The organism is Arthrobacter sp. B10-11 (genome assembly GCF_033142195.1).
GTDB classification, from domain to species: Bacteria; Actinomycetota; Actinomycetes; order Actinomycetales; family Micrococcaceae; genus Arthrobacter; species Arthrobacter oryzae_C.
Genome location: NZ_JAWMTH010000004.1, coordinates 477,023 through 495,618, shown reverse-complemented (window position 1 = coordinate 495,618; position 18,596 = coordinate 477,023). Strand labels below are relative to the sequence as shown.

Sequence of the window (18,596 nt, the reverse complement as noted above, 5' to 3'; positions counted from 1 at the left end):
TCCGCTTGCGTCAGCGGCTGCCCGCCGGGCAGAGCTGCGGCTACTGCCGCGGCGGGCGTTAGTGGAGACCCGCTTCAGTCGTCGCTGGTGGCCGCCTCGGATTCGGAGGTCTCCAGCCAGTTCACCACGCTGCTGCCGCCGTGCGCCCGGTTGAGCGTCTCCTGGAGGGCGTCTGCCTCCTGTGCCGCGAGGTCCAGTTCGGACACGGCTATCATCACGCCGCGGGCGCTTTCGTTGTGCGGGCGTGAGTAATGCGTTCCTGCTGCCGCGGTCCTGTGCCATTGGGCCAGTTCACGGATGGCCTGCGCGATGGAGCCCTGGGTTTCGGTGAGGCTGCGGAGGATTTCGTGGCTGTCCGAGGGTGTGTCCAGGTTCCTGGCGGCACGGGCCAGATACCGGGCCGCCTCCTGCATCTGCTGCGCTGCGCGCCGTGGTCCGTTCGTCTCTGACACTGTCCTGCTCCTTCGCTGGGCTGTCCTCCGATGGGACTTATTGTCCTCCACCCGCGCGGCCAGGGTAGTGCCGGACTGGTCCTTGACAGCCCCTCGGCTCCGGGAGCTAGATGATCAGTAGTGGGAGTCCACTAGTCACAGCACGAACCACCGCAGAAGGAGCGGACATGAGCGAGAACCCACAGGCGTCGGAGCGTGTCCACAGCGAGGCTCCGGCAGAGGGCGACGAGAACGCTGATCCGAGGGACATCCGGGTGCATTCGCAGGATCCGGCCGAAGGCCGGGATATCACAGGCGGGGATGTCACAGCCCGGGATAGCACAGGCGGCGATATCACAGAAGGCACATCCGCCGGAGGCTAACGGTTGTGGACATTGTCGAGTTCCTCTCCGAGCGCATCCGGGAAGACGAGGCAGCGGCCCGAAAAATCCTCAGCGACCGTACGGTCTCCGAATCGGCGAGATGGTACGAACACCGCCTGTTACTGGAGTGCGAGGCGAAGAAGAGGGTCATCCGCATCGTCGAGTCGGCCCGGCAGACGGCGCTGGCCACCATGGTGAGCGACCCCTTCGAGGAGGAATCCCGCTGGATCCCGGAGGCCATCGAATGGACCACGCGTTCGCTGAAGGCCCTGGCACTGCCCTATGCCGAGCACCCGGACTTCGAAGAAGACTGGCGGTGATGCCGGCGCCTTGCATGACGTTTTGTGGCACGCCGTGAAATATCCCCCGTTCGGGCGGTGTTGGCCCGGACATGACAACAATCGGAATCATCGGTGCAGGACACATTGGAAGCCAGATCGCCCGCAAGGCCGTTGAGCTCGGCTATGACGTGGTCGTCAGCAATTCGCGGGGGCCGGAGACGCTGGAGGACCTCGTGGCTGAACTGGGACCCCGGGCCCGGGCCGCAACAGCGGCGGAGGCGGCCGCGGCCGGCGAGTTCGCCGTCGTGACCGTGCCGCTCAGGAGCATCGGGGACCTTCCCGTGCACGCGCTGGAGGGCAAGATCGTGATTGACACGAACAACTACTACTGGGAGCGGGATGGCCGGTTCCCGGAACTGGACAGCGGTGAGGCCACAACGTCCGGGTTGTTGCAGAAACACCTTCCCACGTCCAAGGTTGCCAAGGGGTTCAACCACATCATGGCGAAGGAGATCACCACTGACGGGACGCCTGCCGGCACCGCGGGCCGCCGTGCCCTGGCCACGGCCAGCGACTACCCGGAGGCTGCGGAACTCGTGGCAAGGCTTTACGACGAGTTCGGCTTCGACACCGTCAATGTCGGCCCGCTGTCCGAAAGCTGGCGAGTGGAACGCGACCGTCCGGCCTACGTCGTGCGCCAGACTGCAGCCGAGCTGACCGAGAGCGCAGCCCGGGCTCCCCGCACGGTCTAAGGTTCAGACGCTGAGGTTCAGGCGCCGAGGTTCAGTCGCCGGCGGCTTCCTCACGTTCCGCCGTCCCGGATCCGCCGCCACCACGAGCGCTTCACTTCCGGCTCCGGTGGCGGCTCAGCGGCGGCGCGGGCAGCCCGGCGTTCGCGCCAGCGTTGCACTTCGGCGTCCACGTCACGGGTCTTGGTGATGACCGGCGGGCCGCCCTGGAGCTGTCGGCGGGCATCGATCACGCGTTTGTTGAAGTCCTGCACGATGTCGCGGACCTGCTTCTCCGAGTATTGGGCGTCAAGCCGGGCGTCCAGTTCGGCGTCTTCAGTCCGCAGGAGGATGGCTTTCGGCCCCATGCCGGTGAGGTTTTCGCGCTGGATCAGGCCCTTGACCCACCAGTCCGGATCGTAGTTTTCGCCCAGCCCGGGGATCGGCTTCCCCGCGTACTTCAGGTTGTCGAATTTCCCCTGGGCCATGGCATCCCGGATCAGGTATTCGGCCCGTTTGGCGTCATCCACCTTCCGGCGCTTTTCTTTTTCCTTTTCCTCGGCAGCGGCTAGCTCCGCCTCCTCTTGGACTGTCATGCCGGTGGCACGGACGGCACGCAGTTCGACGGCACGCTCCAGACGGCGCCTGAACGCGCCGCCGGCTTCTTCACTGGGCATGTCCGCACCGTCCCTGGCCGATCCTGAATTTTCTGCTTTCCAGTATTCAGAGGCCCCGCGGGAGATTCAATCATCGCTTCGCTCGATTTCACCGCCCTACCGGGTGAGCTTGGCCTCGTCCGGGGTGGGGTCGCCGATGTGGCCGGGCGCGTTGGCGGCGAGCACACGCTGCACGAAGGCGCCGTATTCCTCCATGTAGTGGCGCAGGAAGTCCGCAGTGCCCTGGTTGGTGACCGTGCCGTCGTCGGCAAAATCGGCGAGATTGAACTTCAGGTAGGCCTCTGGGGCGTTGAGCTGGGGCGCATCGAGGAAGCTGAGGACCGCCCGCATGGAGGACTGCATGACCGCGGTGCCGATGCTGCCCGGTGATGCCCCGATGATGCCGGTGGGTTTGCGGGCGAAGGAGTTGGTGCCCCAGGGGCGTGATCCCCAGTCGATGGCGTTCTTGAGCGCGCCGGGGATGGAGCGGTTGTATTCGGGGGACACGAACAGGATGCCGTCCGAGCCCTCGACGGCCTCCTTCAGGGCACGCCCGGCGGGCGGGAAGTCGGCGTCGTAGTCGTAGCTGTAGAGCGGGAGGTCCTTGATGGGGATCTCCGTAAATTCGAGGTCCTCCGGAGCCAGTTTGATCAACGCGTTGGCGAGGGTGCGGTTGATGGAGCCGGAGGCCAAACTTCCGACGAAGTAGCCGATCTTGAACGTTGCCATGCGACAGATCCCTTCTTTGGGCCGGTCTGAGCCGGCTGGCCGACTGGTGGGCTGTGCCCGTGACAGGTGCCGCCCACCAGCCAGTCCAGCACACAACACCGGCGGCGGCCAGAGCCTGGATGCTGGTTTCACCTGGTCAGCCCTTATGCTTTCCTCATCCGTCCGGGGAGACGGAGTTGTGCAGCCAGGGGGACACTGTTGCGTTCAAATTCCGGAGAGCCGGGCTTCTTCCGGCGTCCCGCTTGGAGGGCTGTCACCCGAAGGGCGGGGCGGAAGTCCACCGTTGCCCTGGCGATAGCCCTTGTTGTGGGGCTGTACTTCACGCCATCGCTCTTGGAAAGGTACGTCCTCCCAATGGTTCTCCCGCACCTGCCGGGCGCCAACGTACCGCCGCCGGGTGTTGAGGCCGCTTCTTCCCCGCTGGGCCACCCGCCTGCGCCTACGGAGTCCCGCTCTTTCGCGCTGCAGCCATCGCCCGACCCCGAACAGCGTTTCGCCGCCTATGATCCGTGCCGGCCTGTGCATTATGTAGTTCGTCCGGATAACGCGCCGCCGGGCGCGGACCAGCTGGTCGCGGAGGCCGTCGCCGAGGTTTCTGCCGCCAGCGGGCTGCGGTTCGTGTACGACGGAGTCACTACGGAGGCTCCGAGCGACCAGCGAAAAACCTACCAGCCGGACCTTACGGCAAACGCTGGGCGCCGGTCCTGATCGCATGGTCCAACCCGGAAGAGTCGCCCGGCCTTGCGGGAAATGTGGCCGGCCTGGGCGGCAGCAGCATGGTGAATACCTTTGGATCCCCGTATGTCCTCGTCGCGGGACAGGTGCGCCTGGACGCGCCTACGCTGTCCGACATCATGCAATGGCCGGAGGGATCCGCGCCGGCGCGCGCCATCATCATTCATGAACTCGGCCATGTCCTGGGACTTGACCACGTCAATGACCCGAGCCAGCTCATGTACGGCGACGGAAACCATGTGACGGGTCTTGCCGACGGAGACCGCGCCGGTCTGGCCCTGCTGGGCGGCGGCGAGTGCGTTCCGCAGCTGTGAGGTAAAAAGTCACCATCAGAACCCACCGTTCAACAGGGGTTCTGGTCAGGCACGGCGGCCAACACTACGCTGGCTGGTACCCCGCCAGGAAGAAGGACACCATGGACGAACAGGACATCCTGCAACGCATCCAAGGGCTTGTTGAGGAGGAACGCGAGCTTCGCGAAAAAGCGGAATCTGCTGCGCCCGGGCCCGAGCATGCCCCGGACCGCACGCGGCTCAAGCGCATCGAAGAGGACCTGGACCAGTGCTGGGACCTGCTTCGCCAGCGACGTGCCAAGCTGCAGTACGGCGAGAATCCGGATGAGGCTGAGGTGCGCCCTGCCAAGCAGGTGGAGGACTACCGCGGCTGATTCGGCGTTCCTTGCGGGCGCCGAGCCGCCCCGGACACCGCAACATTCAGGAGCCCTTTGACAGGCTGTGTGACAGGTGCCATAGTCTTCATATGAACCTGTTGGACAGCTGGACAGCTGCGCAAGATCGAGTGGTGCGAGTTGGCGCGGCGGAAGCCGTGTTCGCGTCCCTCCGCGGTGCCATAGAAGGCGGCAGGATCCCGGTAGGCACCCGTCTCGACTCGGAAGCCTCGCTCGCCAAGCAGTACGGCGTGAGCCGGACGATGGTCAGGGAGGCACTGCGTTCGTGCACCGCCCTGGGATTGACGGCCACACATACAGGCAAGGGCACCTTCGTCATCGCTGACAAGGTTGCCCAGGACCTCAAGCTCGGCAAATACTCGGCAAGCGCCCTGGTGGAGGCCCGCCCCCACGTGGAGGTGCCTGCGGCGGGCCTGGCAGCCCAGCGCCGCAGTGCCGAAGATGTGGAGGCTCTCCGGGAAATCCTCCGGGAGATGTCCGAGGAGGATGATATCCACCAGTGGGTGCTGTTGAACACCGAGTTTCATGTGACCATCGCCCGGTGCAGCGGCAACGGCGTGTTCGAATCATTCCTGTCGGACATCTGCGACGCCATGGCCAACCAGTCCAACACCCTCAACCTCGTGGCTGACCGACGCAAGGAATCGGGCGAAGAACACGCACGCATTTTTGCTGCCATTGAGAGCGGTTCAGCCGAGGAAGCATCCCAGGCAATGCGGATGCATCTGCACGGGGTGGAATGCGCCCTGGGCACCATCGTCCCTGGAAGCGAGAACTCCGGCCCGACACGCTAACCGCCAAGCCCCGCAGTTCGCCCAGCCACCCCTGACCTGACCAACCGCGCAAGACCGCGCGGCTCCCCTGCCGTGGCACACCCATGCCTCCGTCCTGGCTGCGGCGTCCCTCAAGCCTGCCCAAATCCTTGATCTTTTCTGCCCAGTTGCCCGTCCAAAATTGCCCGTCCAAACCCGTCAAAGAAGCCCCGTGAGGACCCCATGACCATCCCTTTTGCCGCCGCTTTCCGTTCCGAGCACGACCTGCTGGGTGACCGCGACGTCCCCGCTTCCGCGTACTGGGGCGTCCACACACTCCGCGCCGTGGAGAACTTCCCCATCAGCGGCCAGCCGCTCTCCTCCAACATGCACCTGGTCCGCGGCCTGGCCGCCGTGAAGCTCGCCGCCGCCCGCACCAACCGCGAACTCGGCCTGCTCGACGCCGAACGCGCCGACGCCATCGAGGCCGCCTGCACCGACGTCCTGAACGGCAAACTCAGCGACCAGTTCGTCGTCGACGTCATCCAGGGCGGCGCCGGAACATCCTCAAACATGAACGCCAACGAAGTCATCGCCAACCGCGCCCTGGAAATCCTCGGACACCCCAAAGGCGACTACGCCCGCCTCCACCCGAACGACCACGTCAACCTCTCCCAGTCCACCAACGACGTCTACCCCACCGCCGTGAAACTCGGCACCATCTTCGCCGCCCGCGAACTACTCGCCGCCCTGGCCGAACTCGAAGAAGCCTTCGCGAACAAAGCCGCCGAATTCCGCACCGTGGTAAAAATGGGACGCACCCAACTCCAGGACGCCGTCCCCATGACCCTCGGCCAGGAATTCGGGACCTACGCCGTCACCATCGGCGAAGACCGGCTCCGCCTGGCCGAAGCGGACCTGCTGATCCACGAAATCAACCTCGGCGCCACCGCCATCGGCACCGGCCTGAACGCCCCTGCCGGCTACGCCGAAACAGCCTGCCGGCACCTGGCCGACATCACCGGCCTGCCCCTGGTCACCGCCGTGGACCTCATCGAAGCCACCCAGGACGTCGGCGCCTTCGTGCACCTCTCCGGCGTCCTCAAACGCGTCGCCGTGAAACTCTCCAAAATCTGCAACGACCTGCGCCTGCTCTCCTCCGGCCCCCGCGCCGGCCTCGGCGAAATCAACCTCCCCGCCGTGCAGTCCGGCTCCTCCATCATGCCCGGCAAAATCAACCCGGTGATCCCGGAAGTGGTCTCCCAGGTCGCCTACGAAGTCATCGGCAACGACGTCACCATCACCATGGCCGCCGAAGCCGGACAACTCCAGCTCAACGCCTTCGAACCCATCATCGTCCACAGCCTCCACAAGAGCATCTCCCACCTCGAAGCCGCCTGCCGCACCCTCACGGCACGCTGCGTCCGGGGCATCACCGCCAACACCGAACACCTCCGCCTCACCGTCGAACAATCCATCGGCCTGGTCACCGCACTCAACCCCCACCTCGGCTACGCCACCGCCACCGCCATCGCCCAGGAAGCCCTCGCCACCGGCAAGGGCGTGGCCGAACTCGTCCTCGAACACCAGCTGCTCACCGCCGAGCAACTCGAAGAACTCCTCAGCCCCCAACGCCTGGCCAACCTCAGCAAGTAGTCCCTCAACTAAGGACCCCACCCGATTAAGGGAGCAGGGGCACACCGCCGTGCCCAAAAATCCCCGACCCCTACCCAAGGACTGAATATGAAAAACAAATCAACGATGTGGATTCTGGCCGCACTCGTCTTCGGAATCCTCAGCGGGCTGGTCTGCCACTGGCTGCTGCCGGTGGAAGCACGCGAATCCCTTGTGACGGTCCTCGACACCGTGACGCACATGTTCCTGAACCTCATCAAGATGATCATTGCCCCGCTGATCTTTGCCACCCTTGTTTCCGGCATCGCCGGCGCGGCAAAATCCGCCGGAGTGGGCAAGCTCTTTGGCCGCTCCATGGTCTGGTTCCTGTCCGCCTCCGTCCTGGTGGGGGCCTTCGGATTCATCACCGCCCATATCCTCAACGTCGGTGACGGATTGAACCTAATGCCGGGCGGTGACGCAGGGATGGAAACGAAGCCCCTCGATTACCAGGAGTTCATGACCCACATCATCCCCACGAGCGTCTTCGCAGCCCTGACGGCCAACAACCCGCTGCAAATCCTTGTTTTCGGTGCTCTCTTCGGCATCGCACTGCTGAACCTGCGCAAGAAGGGCCGCTCCTCCATAGCGGATGCCATCGACGAACTCATGGGCGTCATGCTGAAGGTCACCGGGTATGTCATGCTGGCTGCTCCAGTAGGCGTTTTTGCCGGTATCGCAGCGGCTTTCACGTCCCAGGGCCTGGACGCCTTCGCCACCTACGCTTCGTTCATTGGCGGCTTCTACATGTCCCTCTCGGCCCTCTGGATCGTCATGATCGCCGTCGCTGTTGCCTTCCTCGGAACCGCTGCCTTCCGGCTGGTCCGGATTGTGCGCGAACCGATGGTCATCGCGTTTGCAACCTCCAGCAGCGAAGCCGCCCTGCCCAAGCTCATTGAAGGCCTGACCAGGTTCGGCATCGAGAAACGCACCACCGGTTTTGTGCTGCCGCTCGGCTACTCCTTCAACGTGGACGGTTCCATGATGTACATGACCTTCGCGTCGGTCTTCCTGATCAATGCCTACGGCATCGACATGGACCTTGGCCAGCAGATCGCCATGACCGCAATGCTTCTGCTCAGCAGCAAAGGCATGGCCGGCGTGCCGCGCGGATCACTCGTCGTCGTAGCGGCCGTCGTCCCCGGGTTCGGCATCCCCGCCGCCGGAATCGGTGTCCTGCTGGTGATCGACCAGCTCCTGGACATGGGACGCACCGCCACCAACATCCTGGGAAATGCCATTGCCACCGCGGTCATCGGCCAGAAGCATGACAGGTCCTCTTCCCGCCTCGAAGCGGAACCTGCCGCAACCCCGCGCGCCGACGACACCGAATACAGCAGGGAACCTGAGCGCGTTTCGATGCACTGACCGCTCACCCAGCCACACCCGCTTCAACCAGCCGAATCCACCCACCGAACGAAAGGCCATGGCCAATGACCGCTGACTTGGAGCTTCAGAGCCCGACGGACGCGCAAACCATGCAACGAGGGAAAAAGACGCGAAGAACACCGATCAAGGCACTAATCGTCGACTACCTTGCGAGCAACGGCGCAAGCAAAGTAGCCGACATCAGCAACGGCATCGCCTGCTGCCGGGACTCCGTAAGGCACCATCTGGCCGCGCTTGAGAGCGCTGCGATCGTCCGTTCGAACATCGCCCCCGGAGAAAGAAGCCGGTTCACACCGTTCTACGCCCTCACCCCTGAAAGAACAGTTTCGGGCTCCTGACCGAAAGGCACGGGCCACCTAATGGTCGGACGACGGCGGGACCTCCCGCCGTCGTCCGCCGGGCACTACAGGCAAGGGGCCAGGGCTGTTCTCCCCGAGCCGGGTGCGCCTTGGTTCCGGGACCTAAAAGGTGCCGCCGGATTTAGTCCGGCATCCATATTTTCCCGCAAATGCTCTGGATAGCATGGGGTGACCGGACAGAGCCGTCCGGGCGGGTATCAATGCAGAAAGAAGCCCATGGCCGCAGTTACAGTGGACGACATCCTGTCGGACCTCCCCGTGGGTTTCGCCAGTCTCATCCTCCGGCCGTTCCGCGCAGATGCGCCGATTGAACGCTTCCTGATCGTTGACGCCGACGACGAGACGTCCGACGGCGGCGCTTCGTTTGTCCTGCTGATCGGGGTTCGCGGACGCTCCGCTTTGCCGGCGCTGCGGCGCCTTGTCAGGAATCCTCCCCTCGTGCTGGCCGTCAAAGGCACTCCCGGCGAACTCGGGGAAGCTGAAGAGCTGCTCCGGGCAGCCGGAACAGGCCTTCTCCTGGTGGACCCCGCCGCGGACTGGGACCGGCTCCTGTCCATAGCCAAGGACCGGATTACGCCCCGCAGCTACCAAAGCGAAGTGCTGACGCTGCTGGAAGAGGACCTGTTCGCCATTGCGCAGACCACTGCACGGCTGACGTCGAGCCACGTGGTGATTGAGGACGCCGCCAACAAGGTCCTGGCCTATTCAACGGTGACGAATGACATCGACGAACTCCGCAAGGCATCGATCCTTGCCCGCCGCGGTCCGCGAAAATACGAACTCCTCCTCAAGGACCTTGGCGCCTACCGCGAACTGCACCGGACCCGGCTGCCTGTCAGGGTTCCGGCCCGGCCCCAGGACGGCCTGCGGGAGCGCATCGCCGTCACCCTGTTCGCGGGCGACCGCATCATGGGATACATCTGGCTGCAGGAAACCGGAGGCGGTTTCGGGGACGACGTCGACTACGTCCTCACGGGGTCCGCGGCGCGGGTCTCAGCCGAGCTGATCCGCTACCGCAACCAGCAGTCGGTGCACATGCGCCAGGACCGGATTGCGCGGCTCCTCTCGGGTCCGGCGGAAGCCGCGGCGAGCGCCCACAGCGAGAAGATCCCGGCGGACCGGCCCTCCGCACTCCTTCTGATCGGAATGTCAGCCAGTGAGGCGCAGTCAGACGATGCGGCGCTCAAACACGGGGAACTCGCCAACCTTGCCTCCATCCATGCTGCTGCCTACAAACAGTCGGCCATCGTGGGACAGTTCAACGGCGACACCGCCGTGATCATCCCGGCGCTCCAGTCCGCCAATGCCGAAGCCGGACTGCGGAGCCTGGCTGAAGCCATCGTTCGGGACGCCGGGAAGCATCTGGGGCTCAGTCCCTTCGCGGCGGTGGGACCCATCGCCCCGGACCTGCTGTCGCTTCATTCCGTCACCGCCAAAACGGAGGCCCTGCTCGGCTGCATGCGGCGCTCCGGGACTGCAGCGGTGGCCACCGTGGACGATTTCGAAGCGGACATCCTCTTCCACGAAGCACTCGGACATTTCACAGCGTCCGCGTTCCGCCATCGCAGCCTCTGGTCGCTCCTCGGCGACGACCGGGAACTGGCCGAGACTCTCCGAGTGTATTTCGAGGCGTCGCTGGACGTTGGTGAATGCGCAAAGCGCATGAAGCTGCACAAAAACACTGTCTATTACAGGATCAGCAAGGCCAGCCGGGTGACCGGTTTGAACTTCAGCGATCCCCGCCATTCATTGGTCGCCCTGCTCCACATCCAGGAGTGGGCCGGCAAGCATAAGGAGCATCTGGGCAACACATGAACACAGCACTCGAATCACCGCCCCTCAGCCTGGTCCTGGACGACATCGTGCGATGCCACCGGCCCCGGATTGAGGCAGGGTCCGTTCCCGCCGGCATCCCCCATCTGTCGGCTCCGCCGTTCAGCCGTTTCGGGATTGCGGTGGCCACAAGTTCCGGCGACGTGTTCAGCGCCGGTGACGCCGATCTTCCGTTCTCCATCCAGAGCATCTCGAAGGTCTTCACCCTGGCCCTGGCACTCGGCGGGGACGACCCCGGCGCGCTCTGGTCCCGGGTGCTCCGCGAACCGTCAGGCACATCCTTCAACTCCCTGGTCCAGCTCGAAGTAGAGCATGGCATTCCCCGGAATCCCTTCATCAACTCGGGCGCCCTGGTGGTCACCGACCACCTTATGGAGAGATTTCCCGACGCCGCAGACCAGGTCCTGCGATTCCTTTCCAGGCAAGCGGGATACCAAAAGGGCGCGCAAGGCCCTTTCATTGACGAGGCCGCCGCGGACAGCGAGCTCGCCAACAGCAGCCGCAACCTTGCCCTTGCCCACTTCCTGAAGGACTTCGGCAACCTGCGGCGTCCCGCCCAGGCAGTGGTGGAGAACTACGTCCGGCAGTGCTCCATCATGATGACCTGCGTGGAGACGGCGAAAGCTGCACTGTTCCTTGCCCAGGACGGCCAGGGAGCGCAGGGCACCGTGGTCTCCCGCAGTGAGGCCAAACGCATCAGCTCCATCATGCTGACGTGCGGCATGTATGACGCCGCCGGCGAATTTGCCTACCGCGTCGGACTCCCGGGGAAGAGCGGCGTAGGCGGCGGAATCCTGGCCATCGTCCCCGGCGAAGGCGCCATCTGCGTCTGGAGCCCCCGGCTGGACGCCAAGGGCAATTCCCTGGCCGGGACTGCTGCCCTTGCCGATCTGGCCGAGCGCAACGGGTGGTCTGTTTTCTGATCTGCCCCTCAGCTGTTTCCCGCAAACCCCAATAGAACCCCATGTAGATCTTCAACCGGTCGAAAGGATCACCCATGTCCAACAACCCCAATGACGAGGTTGGCCAGTACGAGGCAGACGGCGGCCACGCGCACGCCTCTGACAGACTCCTTCATGCGGAGGATAAGGGCTACCACAAGAGCCTGAAACCGCGGCAGATCCAGATGATCGCGATCGGCGGCGCGATTGGCACCGGCCTGTTCCTCGGTGCCGGCGGCCGGCTGAACGCTGCAGGCCCATCCCTGGTCATCGCTTACGCCGTCTGCGGTTTCTTCGCCTTCCTCATTCTCCGCGCACTGGGCGAACTGGTGCTGCACCGCCCGTCGTCAGGCTCCTTTGTCTCCTATGCCCGTGAATTCTTCGGCGAGAAGGCAGCCTTTGTCTCGGGCTGGTTTTACTGGATCAACTGGGCCACCACCACCATCGTGGACATCACCGCCGCAGCGCTCTACATGAACTTCTTCGGCCACTACATCCCCTGGATGGCGGACGTCCCGCAGTGGGCATGGGCCCTGATTGCCCTTATTGCCGTGCTGTGCCTGAACCTCGTTTCAGTCAAGGTTTTCGGCGAGATGGAATTCTGGTTCGCCATCATCAAAGTCGTCGCCCTCGTGGCGTTCCTCATCATCGGCACCTACTTCGTCATCTTCGGCACGCCGGTGGACGGACAGGCAGTCGGCTTCAGCCTCATCACCGACAACGGCGGAATCTTCCCCAACGGCGTCCTGCCCATGATCATCCTCATGCAGGGCGTGCTGTTCGCCTACGCCTCGATCGAACTGGTCGGCACCGCCGCCGGCGAAACCGAACACCCGGAAAAGATCATGCCCAAGGCCATCAACTCCGTGGTCTTCCGCATCGCCGTGTTCTACGTCGGCTCCGTCATCCTGCTGGCCCTCCTCCTGCCCTATACCTCGTACGAAAAGGGCGTCAGCCCCTTCGTGACCTTCTTCGGCTCCATCGGCATCCAGGGCGTGGACGTCATCATGAACCTCGTGGTCCTCACCGCCGCGCTGTCGTCCCTCAACGCGGGCCTCTATTCCACCGGCCGCATCCTTCGCTCCATGTCCGTGGCCGGCTCCGCCCCCCGGTTCGCCCAGCGCATGAACAAAGCCGGCGTCCCCTACGGCGGCATCGCCATCACCGCCGGAGTGTCCCTCCTCGGCGTCCCGCTGAACTACCTCGTCCCCTCCCAGGCTTTTGAGATCGTCCTCAATGTCGCCTCCGTAGGCATCGTCGTCACCTGGGCAACTATCGTCCTCTGCCAGATGCAGCTCAAACGCTGGGCGGACAGGGGCTGGCTGAAACGCCCCTCCTTCCGGATGTTCGGTGCTCCCTACACCGGCTACCTCTCACTCCTGTTCCTCGCCAGCGTCCTCGTGATGGTCTTCATCGATTCCCCGCTCACCCTTTTGGTCACCCTCATCGCCTGCGCCCTCATGGTTGCCGGCTGGTACGCCTGCCGGAAACGGATCCACGAAATCGCCGAGGCACGTGACGGCTACACCGGCGCCGCGCCCGTGGTGGCCAACCCGACTCCCATCCGGTAGTCGAACAGCCGCGCACCGCATTCACATCCGCATTCACATCCAACCAACCCCGGAAGACAAGTAGTGATGACAACGGAGTCCGCATCCACCATGACAGCAACCGACACACAGCCGATCGACGGCGACACCCTCAACCACCTCCCGGAGCGGCCCCTTCCTTCGGCTGGCCCCGAGGCCATGGGCGGCCGCGGGGCCCTGAAATCCGCCGGGCACGTGATTGTTGACTCCCTTGTGGCCCATGGCGTGGAGCGCACCTTCGTTGTTCCCGGCGAGAGCTTCCTGGACGTACTGGACGGGCTGCACGGTTCGGACATCGACACCGTCGTCTGCCGCCACGAGGGCGGTGCCGCCTACATGGCTGAAGCCGACGGCAAGATGAACCAGCGCCCCGGCGTCGCCATGGTGACCCGCGGACCAGGGGCGGCCAACGCCCATGTAGGCCTGCACACGGCCTGGCAGGATTCCACCCCCATGCTGCTCTTCGTCGGGCTCATCCCTTTTGCGCACCGTGACCGCGAGGCGTTCCAGGAATTCGACATCAAGGCCTGGTTCGACACCGGGGCCAAGCGGGTCATGGTGCTTGACCATGCCGAGCGGGCGTCCGAGATTGTTGCCGAAGCCATGTTCGCTGCCATGAGCGGACGGCCGGGACCTGTTGTGGTGGGCCTGCCCGAAGACATCATCCGGCAGCAGGTCGACCCTGCGCTGCACCCCGCCATTCCGGTTGCCACCGGCGGGATGAGCAGCACGGATGCCGAAGCCCTCGCCAGCGCCCTTTCACTTTCCAAGAAGCCGCTGTTTGTCACCGGAGGCAACGACTGGACGCAGGAAGCGGCCGGGCAGCTCACCGGCTGGCTCGAAAAGCACCATATACCCGCCGCCGCTGAATGGCGCACGCAGGGCACTGTCTCCTTCGATTCGCCGTCCTACGTGGGCCCGATTGGCTACGGCCGCCCCCGCCCCACGTACGACCTCCTGGAGGAAACCGACCTGCTCGTTTTCGTCGGGACAGTCCCGGGGGACGTGATTACGGACGGATTCCTCTGCCGGCAGGACTGGAACAAGCAGAACTTCCTGGTCACCATCGACCCCTCGCTGCGGGGCCGCTCAGGCCCCGTCTCGCGGCAGATCGTGGCCAAGCCGGATGCCTTCGTCCGCGATCTGCTGGAGATCAACCTGCCGGTGAAGGAGGAGTGGAAAGCCTGGACGGCCAGGATGCGTGCCGAACAGACGTCCTTTGCCGCCCTGCCCAAGTCCGCGGCGGAAGGTCCCGCGAAGATGGACACCCTGATGGCCAATCTCGTCCCGCCGCTGCCCCAGGACGCCATGGTGACGTTCGGGGCAGGCGAGCACACCAACTGGGCGCACCGGTACTTCCCCACGCGCCGCTACGCCTCCATGATCAGCGCAAGGAACGGCTCCATGGGCTACTCCATCCCGTCGGCCATCGCCGCATCGCTGGCCAGTCCGCAGCGCCGGGTGGTGACCATCGCAGGCGACGGTGAATTCCTGATGAACGGGCAGGAACTGGCCACCGCCGCCCAGTACGGGGCCACCCCGCTCATCGTCGTGATGGACAACCAGGAGTACGGCACCATCCGCACCCACCAGGAACGGCACTACCCGTCCCGGGTATCGGGGACCCAGCTGAAGAACCCCGACTTCGGCCTGATGGCCAGGGCCTTCGGCGGGTACGGCATCACGGTCACCCGGGACGAGGACGTGCCGGCCGCCCTCGACGCCGCGTTCCAGGCCATCGACCGGGACGGGACGTTTGCCCTCATTCACCTCATCGTGGAGCAGCGGGTGAAGGCGTACTGACCTATCGGCGGGGCACGCCCGCGACCCTGCGGCGGGTGGCGCCCCGCCGGATGACGTACTCGGCCACCGCCACGTTGATCACCCAGCCCGCCCCTAGCAGCACTGCACGGGTGGGCACGTCCGTGGGCCCGATCAGCAGCAGCCACGGGATGCCCACCAACGCCTGCGTTCCCGCGCCGACGGCGATCGCGTAAGCGCGCGTCATCCAGGCACCGTGCCCCACGAAATCCCGGCGCACAATTGCGGCCACCCCCAAAACGAGGCTCACCAGCATGGCCGAGCCGAAGAACAGCCGGAGCGGAACGTCGGTGAGACCATCCGGGAGTGCATAGAAAACGGACATCCACAGTCCGGAAAGCGCCGCGAGCAAGCCGGCGGGGATGAGGATGCGCCCGGCGATGCGATGCCAGCCGCGCCTGCCCCGAAGGGCTGGCACGAACTGGAATGCCCCTAGCAGGGAGTACACCGTGACGCTGACAATGTGTGTCACCACCGGGACGGGAGAGGCGAAAAACCGCGCATTCTGGGGCGTGACCGCCGAACCGGACGTCAGCTCGGTCAGCCGCAGGGCGCCAAAGATCACGGGGATCAGGCTCAGCAGGATGAGGCCGGCGGGCACGGGCCACTGGGGCCGTGAGCGCCGGACGGACGTGGCGGCGGGACTGATGACTTCGGTTGGCATGGCGGATCCTTTGCAGGCTTGGTATACGGCGTACACCTTACGGAATCGACGTTAGGTGTACGCCGTACACTTGTCAAGGGCACCGGCCCTGATCATCGGCCGATAATGGCCCTGTGATGAGTCTCACGCGCAATGAACCGATATTGGCTTGAGACGCCCCCGCCCCTCTGTGCATCATGGAAAGGACGGTTGAGAACGCGATTTCACAACCGCACCAGCCCTGATTTCGCGCTTCGGCGGAGAGAATGCAGCGGCAAGGAACGACCCAACCTGGTGGACGCAACGAGGCCAAACCAGTGAGCTCGCCGAGCTGTGCAAGGCCTCTGAGCGTTCATGAATAGACCCGTCCCGGGCTCCGCGCCGATGCGAAGCCCACGACCGAATTTATGAATGAGGCACCGAATAATGACGTTCGAAACCAATCACTCCGTGACCGTGAAAATCTGGGACCGCTCCGCGATCGACCACACGCTGGACGCCCTCGTGCACGACATTTCCTCGAAGGCCAACGCCCACCGGAACGACGTCGCCGTTACCCTTAGCGGTCCTAACACCTTCACGGTGAGCCTGAACCGCAGCGCCGCCCAGGGCGCAGCAGTCTAGGCGTAGCCACGGACTTTAGACGCAACAAAAAGCCAGCGGACCGCGTCAGGCGTGGGAGTGCTCGGCGAGCAGGGCATCGATCTGGCCCGCGGCCTCCTTCATGCCTTCCTCCATGCCCATCTTGACCATCTCTTCCATCTGCTCCTCGGAATCGAAGGTGGACATGATGGTCATGCGGGTGCGGCCGCCAATGTCCTCAAGGTCAACAGTGGCATGGGCACTGCCCATGGCATCCACGGGCGCTCCGGTTTCGTCCGCGAAACCGTCATCAAATTCGAGCTTGCGCGGCGCTTCGATGGTTCTAAATTTCCACCAGCCCCGGGGCTTCTCGCCTTCGGGGGTGGTCATGTAATAGTCGGCCTTCCCGCCGGGCTGGAAGTCGAACCGGTCAAACGTGGCCGGGTAGTTGGGCGGGCCCCACCAGCGCTCAAGCTGCCGGGGGTCTTCCCAGATCTGCCAGACGCGCTCGACGCCGGCGTCGAACTCAGCCACTAGGGTAAGGCTGAGCGCCTCGAGATTCTTGGTTGAACTGATGACAGTCATTGCGAAACCCTTTCCTATCCTTCAGCCAGAATGTCCGCGATCCGCTCGGCACGCTGCCGCCAGATCGCCTCGTACTCATCAAGCAGGCGGCGGGCTTTCTCCAGGCCTTCACGGTTTCCCCGCACGATCTGCTCCCTTCCGCGCTTCTCCTTGGCGATCAGGGAAGCGCGCTCCAACACCGCCACATGTTTCTGGACGGCAGCGAAGCTCATGGCGTAGAGGGCGGCCAGGCCGGAGACCGAATACTCCCCGATTGTCACCCGCCGCACAATGTCGCGGCGGGTGGCATCGGCGAGCGCCTGAAAGAGGCGGTCCAGTTCGGCTTCACTCATCTGATCTACAACCATTTGGTTGTAGAATACAACCGGCTCAGATGAGTGTCAATGTTTAGCGCTGGCGGAATGCCGCCCCGTAGGACGTGTCGGCCATCAGGTCGGCCCCGTCAGCCCGGAGCCGGGAGCGCAAGGTGCCCCTCTTGGGTTCCGTGTCGTAGAGTCCCCTCTTGGCAAGTTCCGGCACCACCATTTCGGCGAAGTCGTTCAAGGAGCCCGGGCTCACCAGCGGGTTGAGCATGTAGCCATCCAGCCCAGACACCGCCGCGTGGTCCTGGATCTGCGACGCGACATCCTCCGGCGTGCCAATGAACAGCAGGTCCGTTCCACGCGTGACCTCGGAGAATTTACGCCGCACGTCCCCTGCGGTGAGCGGCTGGTCCTGCGGCGCCCCCTTGACCACGTAGGAGGTGAGTCCGTTGGACGCGGTGGCCAGCGGCTCGTCGTCGGCATATTTACTGAGGTCGATCCCGGTGTCACCGGCATAGCTGACCAGCTGAGCCTCCAGGTGGTAGTTGCGCTGAAGTTCGTCATACTTTTCCTGCGCTTCGATCGCCGTTGGCGCGGTGACGATCCGGGCCAGTGCCATGGATCGCACCTCGCCGGCGGGACGGCCGCGCTCCAGCGCCCGGCGGTTGATGTCCGCCAGCCCGGCGGCTATTTCCTCCGGGTCCTTCTTGGGCAGCAGGATCACTTCGGCGTGCCTGGCAGCGAATTCGCGGCCACGGGGCGACCACCCCGCCTGGAACAGCGTGGGTGTCCGCTGCGGCGACGGCGAGGTCAGCGACGGTCCGTCCACGCGGAAATGCTCGCCGTCGTGGTTGACCGGACGGACCGAACCGGGGCGCACGTACACCTTTTCGCTCTTGCTTCCGACGACGGCGTCGCCCGCCCAGCTGCCTTCGAGCAGTTTGTAGAACACATCCATGAACTCGTCCGCGCGGCCATACCGGTCCGCGTGCTTGAGCATCTCGTCCATACCGAAGTTCCGGGCCGCGCTGGAAAGGTAGGACGTGACGACATTCCACCCGATCCGGCCGTTGCTGAGATGGTCCAGGGTGCCGAATCGGCGGGCCAGGGAAACCGGGTGCTCATAGGTCGTCGAGGCCGTAATGACGAACGACAGTCGCTGCGTCAGGGCGGCCAGGGCGGGCACATACATAAAGGGATCATTGGCAGGTGCTTCCACAGCCCAGCCCAGGGCGGCGTCGGCCGATCCGCCGTACACGTCATAGAGGCCCAGGACATCGGCAAAGAACAGCGCATCAAGATTGGCCTGTTCCGCCGTGATGGCCACATCCCGCCACCGGTCCAGGGAGTTGAGCTCCAGGCGGTTATCAAGCGGGTGCGTCCAGAGGCTCGGGGCGCCGCCGCAACCGACGCTGGCCTGTTCGTAGAGGGCGAAAAGCAGCGGGGAGGTGGTGGTGCTCAAGACGGTTCACTTCGCTTTCATGGACGGAACAAG

At 64.5% G+C, this 18,596-nt stretch carries 21 protein-coding genes; 14 read left to right on the top strand and 7 right to left on the bottom strand.

Annotation, left to right across the window (positions count from 1 at the left end; translation table 11 throughout):
* Positions 1 to 74 precede the first annotated feature (74 nt).
* Positions 75 to 452: a hypothetical protein gene (locus tag RW112_RS15380; protein ID WP_317782604.1), complete on the bottom strand. Its 378-nt coding sequence runs from the start codon at positions 450 to 452 to the stop codon at positions 75 to 77.
* Positions 453 to 619: 167 nt separating this feature from the next.
* Here RW112_RS15380 and RW112_RS15375 point away from each other — a divergent pair, with 167 nt between their 5' ends.
* The 3 genes from RW112_RS15375 to RW112_RS15365 all read left to right on the top strand — a co-directional run bounded on the left by RW112_RS15375 (position 620) and on the right by RW112_RS15365 (position 1,847).
* Positions 620 to 814: a hypothetical protein gene (locus tag RW112_RS15375; protein ID WP_317782603.1), complete on the top strand. Its 195-nt coding sequence runs from the start codon at positions 620 to 622 to the stop codon at positions 812 to 814.
* A 5-nt stretch (positions 815 to 819) separates the two neighbouring features.
* A complete protein-coding gene (locus RW112_RS15370) occupies positions 820 to 1,134 on the top strand; it encodes a DUF6221 family protein (RefSeq protein WP_317782602.1) in 315 nt (104 codons plus the stop codon).
* 71 nt (positions 1,135 to 1,205) lie between these two features.
* Entirely contained in the window at positions 1,206 to 1,847 is a 642-nt protein-coding gene (locus RW112_RS15365; protein ID WP_317782601.1) for an NADPH-dependent F420 reductase, read from the top strand.
* Positions 1,848 to 1,897: 50 nt separating this feature from the next.
* On the opposite strand, the gene RW112_RS15360 is transcribed toward RW112_RS15365, so the two are convergent.
* Together RW112_RS15360 and RW112_RS15355 are read right to left on the bottom strand one after the other, a co-directional pair.
* A complete protein-coding gene (locus RW112_RS15360) occupies positions 1,898 to 2,500 on the bottom strand; it encodes a DUF1992 domain-containing protein (protein ID WP_317782600.1) in 603 nt (200 codons plus the stop codon).
* A 96-nt stretch (positions 2,501 to 2,596) separates the two neighbouring features.
* Positions 2,597 to 3,208, bottom strand: coding sequence for an NADPH-dependent FMN reductase (locus RW112_RS15355; RefSeq protein ID WP_317782599.1), 612 nt, complete (start codon positions 3,206 to 3,208; stop codon positions 2,597 to 2,599).
* Positions 3,209 to 3,984: 776 nt separating this feature from the next.
* Between RW112_RS15355 and RW112_RS15350 the strand changes: the two genes are divergently transcribed.
* From RW112_RS15350 to RW112_RS15305, 10 genes are all read left to right on the top strand, one after another.
* Positions 3,985 to 4,257 (top strand): matrixin family metalloprotease, encoded by a 273-nt coding sequence (locus tag RW112_RS15350; protein ID WP_317782598.1) that lies wholly within the window; start codon positions 3,985 to 3,987, stop codon positions 4,255 to 4,257.
* A 101-nt stretch (positions 4,258 to 4,358) separates the two neighbouring features.
* Entirely contained in the window at positions 4,359 to 4,610 is a 252-nt protein-coding gene (locus tag RW112_RS15345) for a DUF2630 family protein (RefSeq protein ID WP_317782597.1), read from the top strand.
* A 92-nt stretch (positions 4,611 to 4,702) separates the two neighbouring features.
* Entirely contained in the window at positions 4,703 to 5,425 is a 723-nt protein-coding gene (locus tag RW112_RS15340) for a FadR/GntR family transcriptional regulator (protein ID WP_317782596.1), read from the top strand.
* A gap of 201 nt (positions 5,426 to 5,626) precedes the next feature.
* Positions 5,627 to 7,039 carry an aspartate ammonia-lyase gene (locus RW112_RS15335; RefSeq protein ID WP_317782595.1) on the top strand — a complete coding sequence of 471 codons (1,413 nt, stop codon included), beginning with the start codon at positions 5,627 to 5,629 and terminating at the stop codon, positions 7,037 to 7,039.
* 87 nt (positions 7,040 to 7,126) lie between these two features.
* Positions 7,127 to 8,425 (top strand): dicarboxylate/amino acid:cation symporter, encoded by a 1,299-nt coding sequence (locus RW112_RS15330; protein ID WP_317782594.1) that lies wholly within the window; start codon positions 7,127 to 7,129, stop codon positions 8,423 to 8,425.
* Positions 8,426 to 8,490: 65 nt separating this feature from the next.
* Positions 8,491 to 8,784: a hypothetical protein gene (locus RW112_RS15325; protein WP_317782593.1), complete on the top strand. Its 294-nt coding sequence runs from the start codon at positions 8,491 to 8,493 to the stop codon at positions 8,782 to 8,784.
* A gap of 237 nt (positions 8,785 to 9,021) precedes the next feature.
* On the top strand, positions 9,022 to 10,620 hold the full coding sequence (locus RW112_RS15320; protein ID WP_317782592.1) for a PucR family transcriptional regulator: 1,599 nt from the start codon (positions 9,022 to 9,024) through the stop codon (positions 10,618 to 10,620).
* A complete protein-coding gene (locus RW112_RS15315; protein WP_317782591.1) occupies positions 10,617 to 11,561 on the top strand; it encodes a glutaminase in 945 nt (314 codons plus the stop codon). Before RW112_RS15320 ends, RW112_RS15315 begins: the two co-directional genes overlap by 4 nt.
* Positions 11,562 to 11,635: 74 nt before the next feature.
* On the top strand, positions 11,636 to 13,150 hold the full coding sequence (locus RW112_RS15310) for an amino acid permease (RefSeq protein ID WP_317782590.1): 1,515 nt from the start codon (positions 11,636 to 11,638) through the stop codon (positions 13,148 to 13,150).
* Between the two features lie 90 nt (positions 13,151 to 13,240).
* Complete coding sequence (locus tag RW112_RS15305; RefSeq protein WP_411709917.1) at positions 13,241 to 14,971, top strand: thiamine pyrophosphate-dependent enzyme; 1,731 nt, start codon at positions 13,241 to 13,243, stop codon at positions 14,969 to 14,971.
* A gap of 1 nt (position 14,972) precedes the next feature.
* Here RW112_RS15305 and RW112_RS15300 read toward each other — a convergent pair whose 3' ends face one another.
* Entirely contained in the window at positions 14,973 to 15,653 is a 681-nt protein-coding gene (locus RW112_RS15300) for a DUF2306 domain-containing protein (RefSeq protein WP_317782589.1), read from the bottom strand.
* A gap of 405 nt (positions 15,654 to 16,058) precedes the next feature.
* Here RW112_RS15300 and RW112_RS15295 point away from each other — a divergent pair, with 405 nt between their 5' ends.
* The gene (locus RW112_RS15295) at positions 16,059 to 16,256 is read left to right on the top strand and encodes a hypothetical protein (protein ID WP_305942332.1); all 198 of its coding nucleotides are present in this window, start codon (positions 16,059 to 16,061) and stop codon (positions 16,254 to 16,256) included.
* A gap of 45 nt (positions 16,257 to 16,301) precedes the next feature.
* Here RW112_RS15295 and RW112_RS15290 read toward each other — a convergent pair whose 3' ends face one another.
* Genes RW112_RS15290 through RW112_RS15280 form a run of 3 tightly spaced genes read right to left on the bottom strand, consistent with a single transcriptional unit; the run spans position 16,302 to position 18,563 of the window.
* The gene (locus RW112_RS15290) at positions 16,302 to 16,799 is read right to left on the bottom strand and encodes an SRPBCC domain-containing protein (protein WP_317782588.1); all 498 of its coding nucleotides are present in this window, start codon (positions 16,797 to 16,799) and stop codon (positions 16,302 to 16,304) included.
* A 14-nt stretch (positions 16,800 to 16,813) separates the two neighbouring features.
* Positions 16,814 to 17,146: a metalloregulator ArsR/SmtB family transcription factor gene (locus tag RW112_RS15285; RefSeq protein ID WP_317782587.1), complete on the bottom strand. Its 333-nt coding sequence runs from the start codon at positions 17,144 to 17,146 to the stop codon at positions 16,814 to 16,816.
* Positions 17,147 to 17,186: 40 nt separating this feature from the next.
* Entirely contained in the window at positions 17,187 to 18,563 is a 1,377-nt protein-coding gene (locus tag RW112_RS15280; protein WP_317782586.1) for an NtaA/DmoA family FMN-dependent monooxygenase, read from the bottom strand.
* Between the last annotated feature and the right edge of the window lie 33 nt (positions 18,564 to 18,596).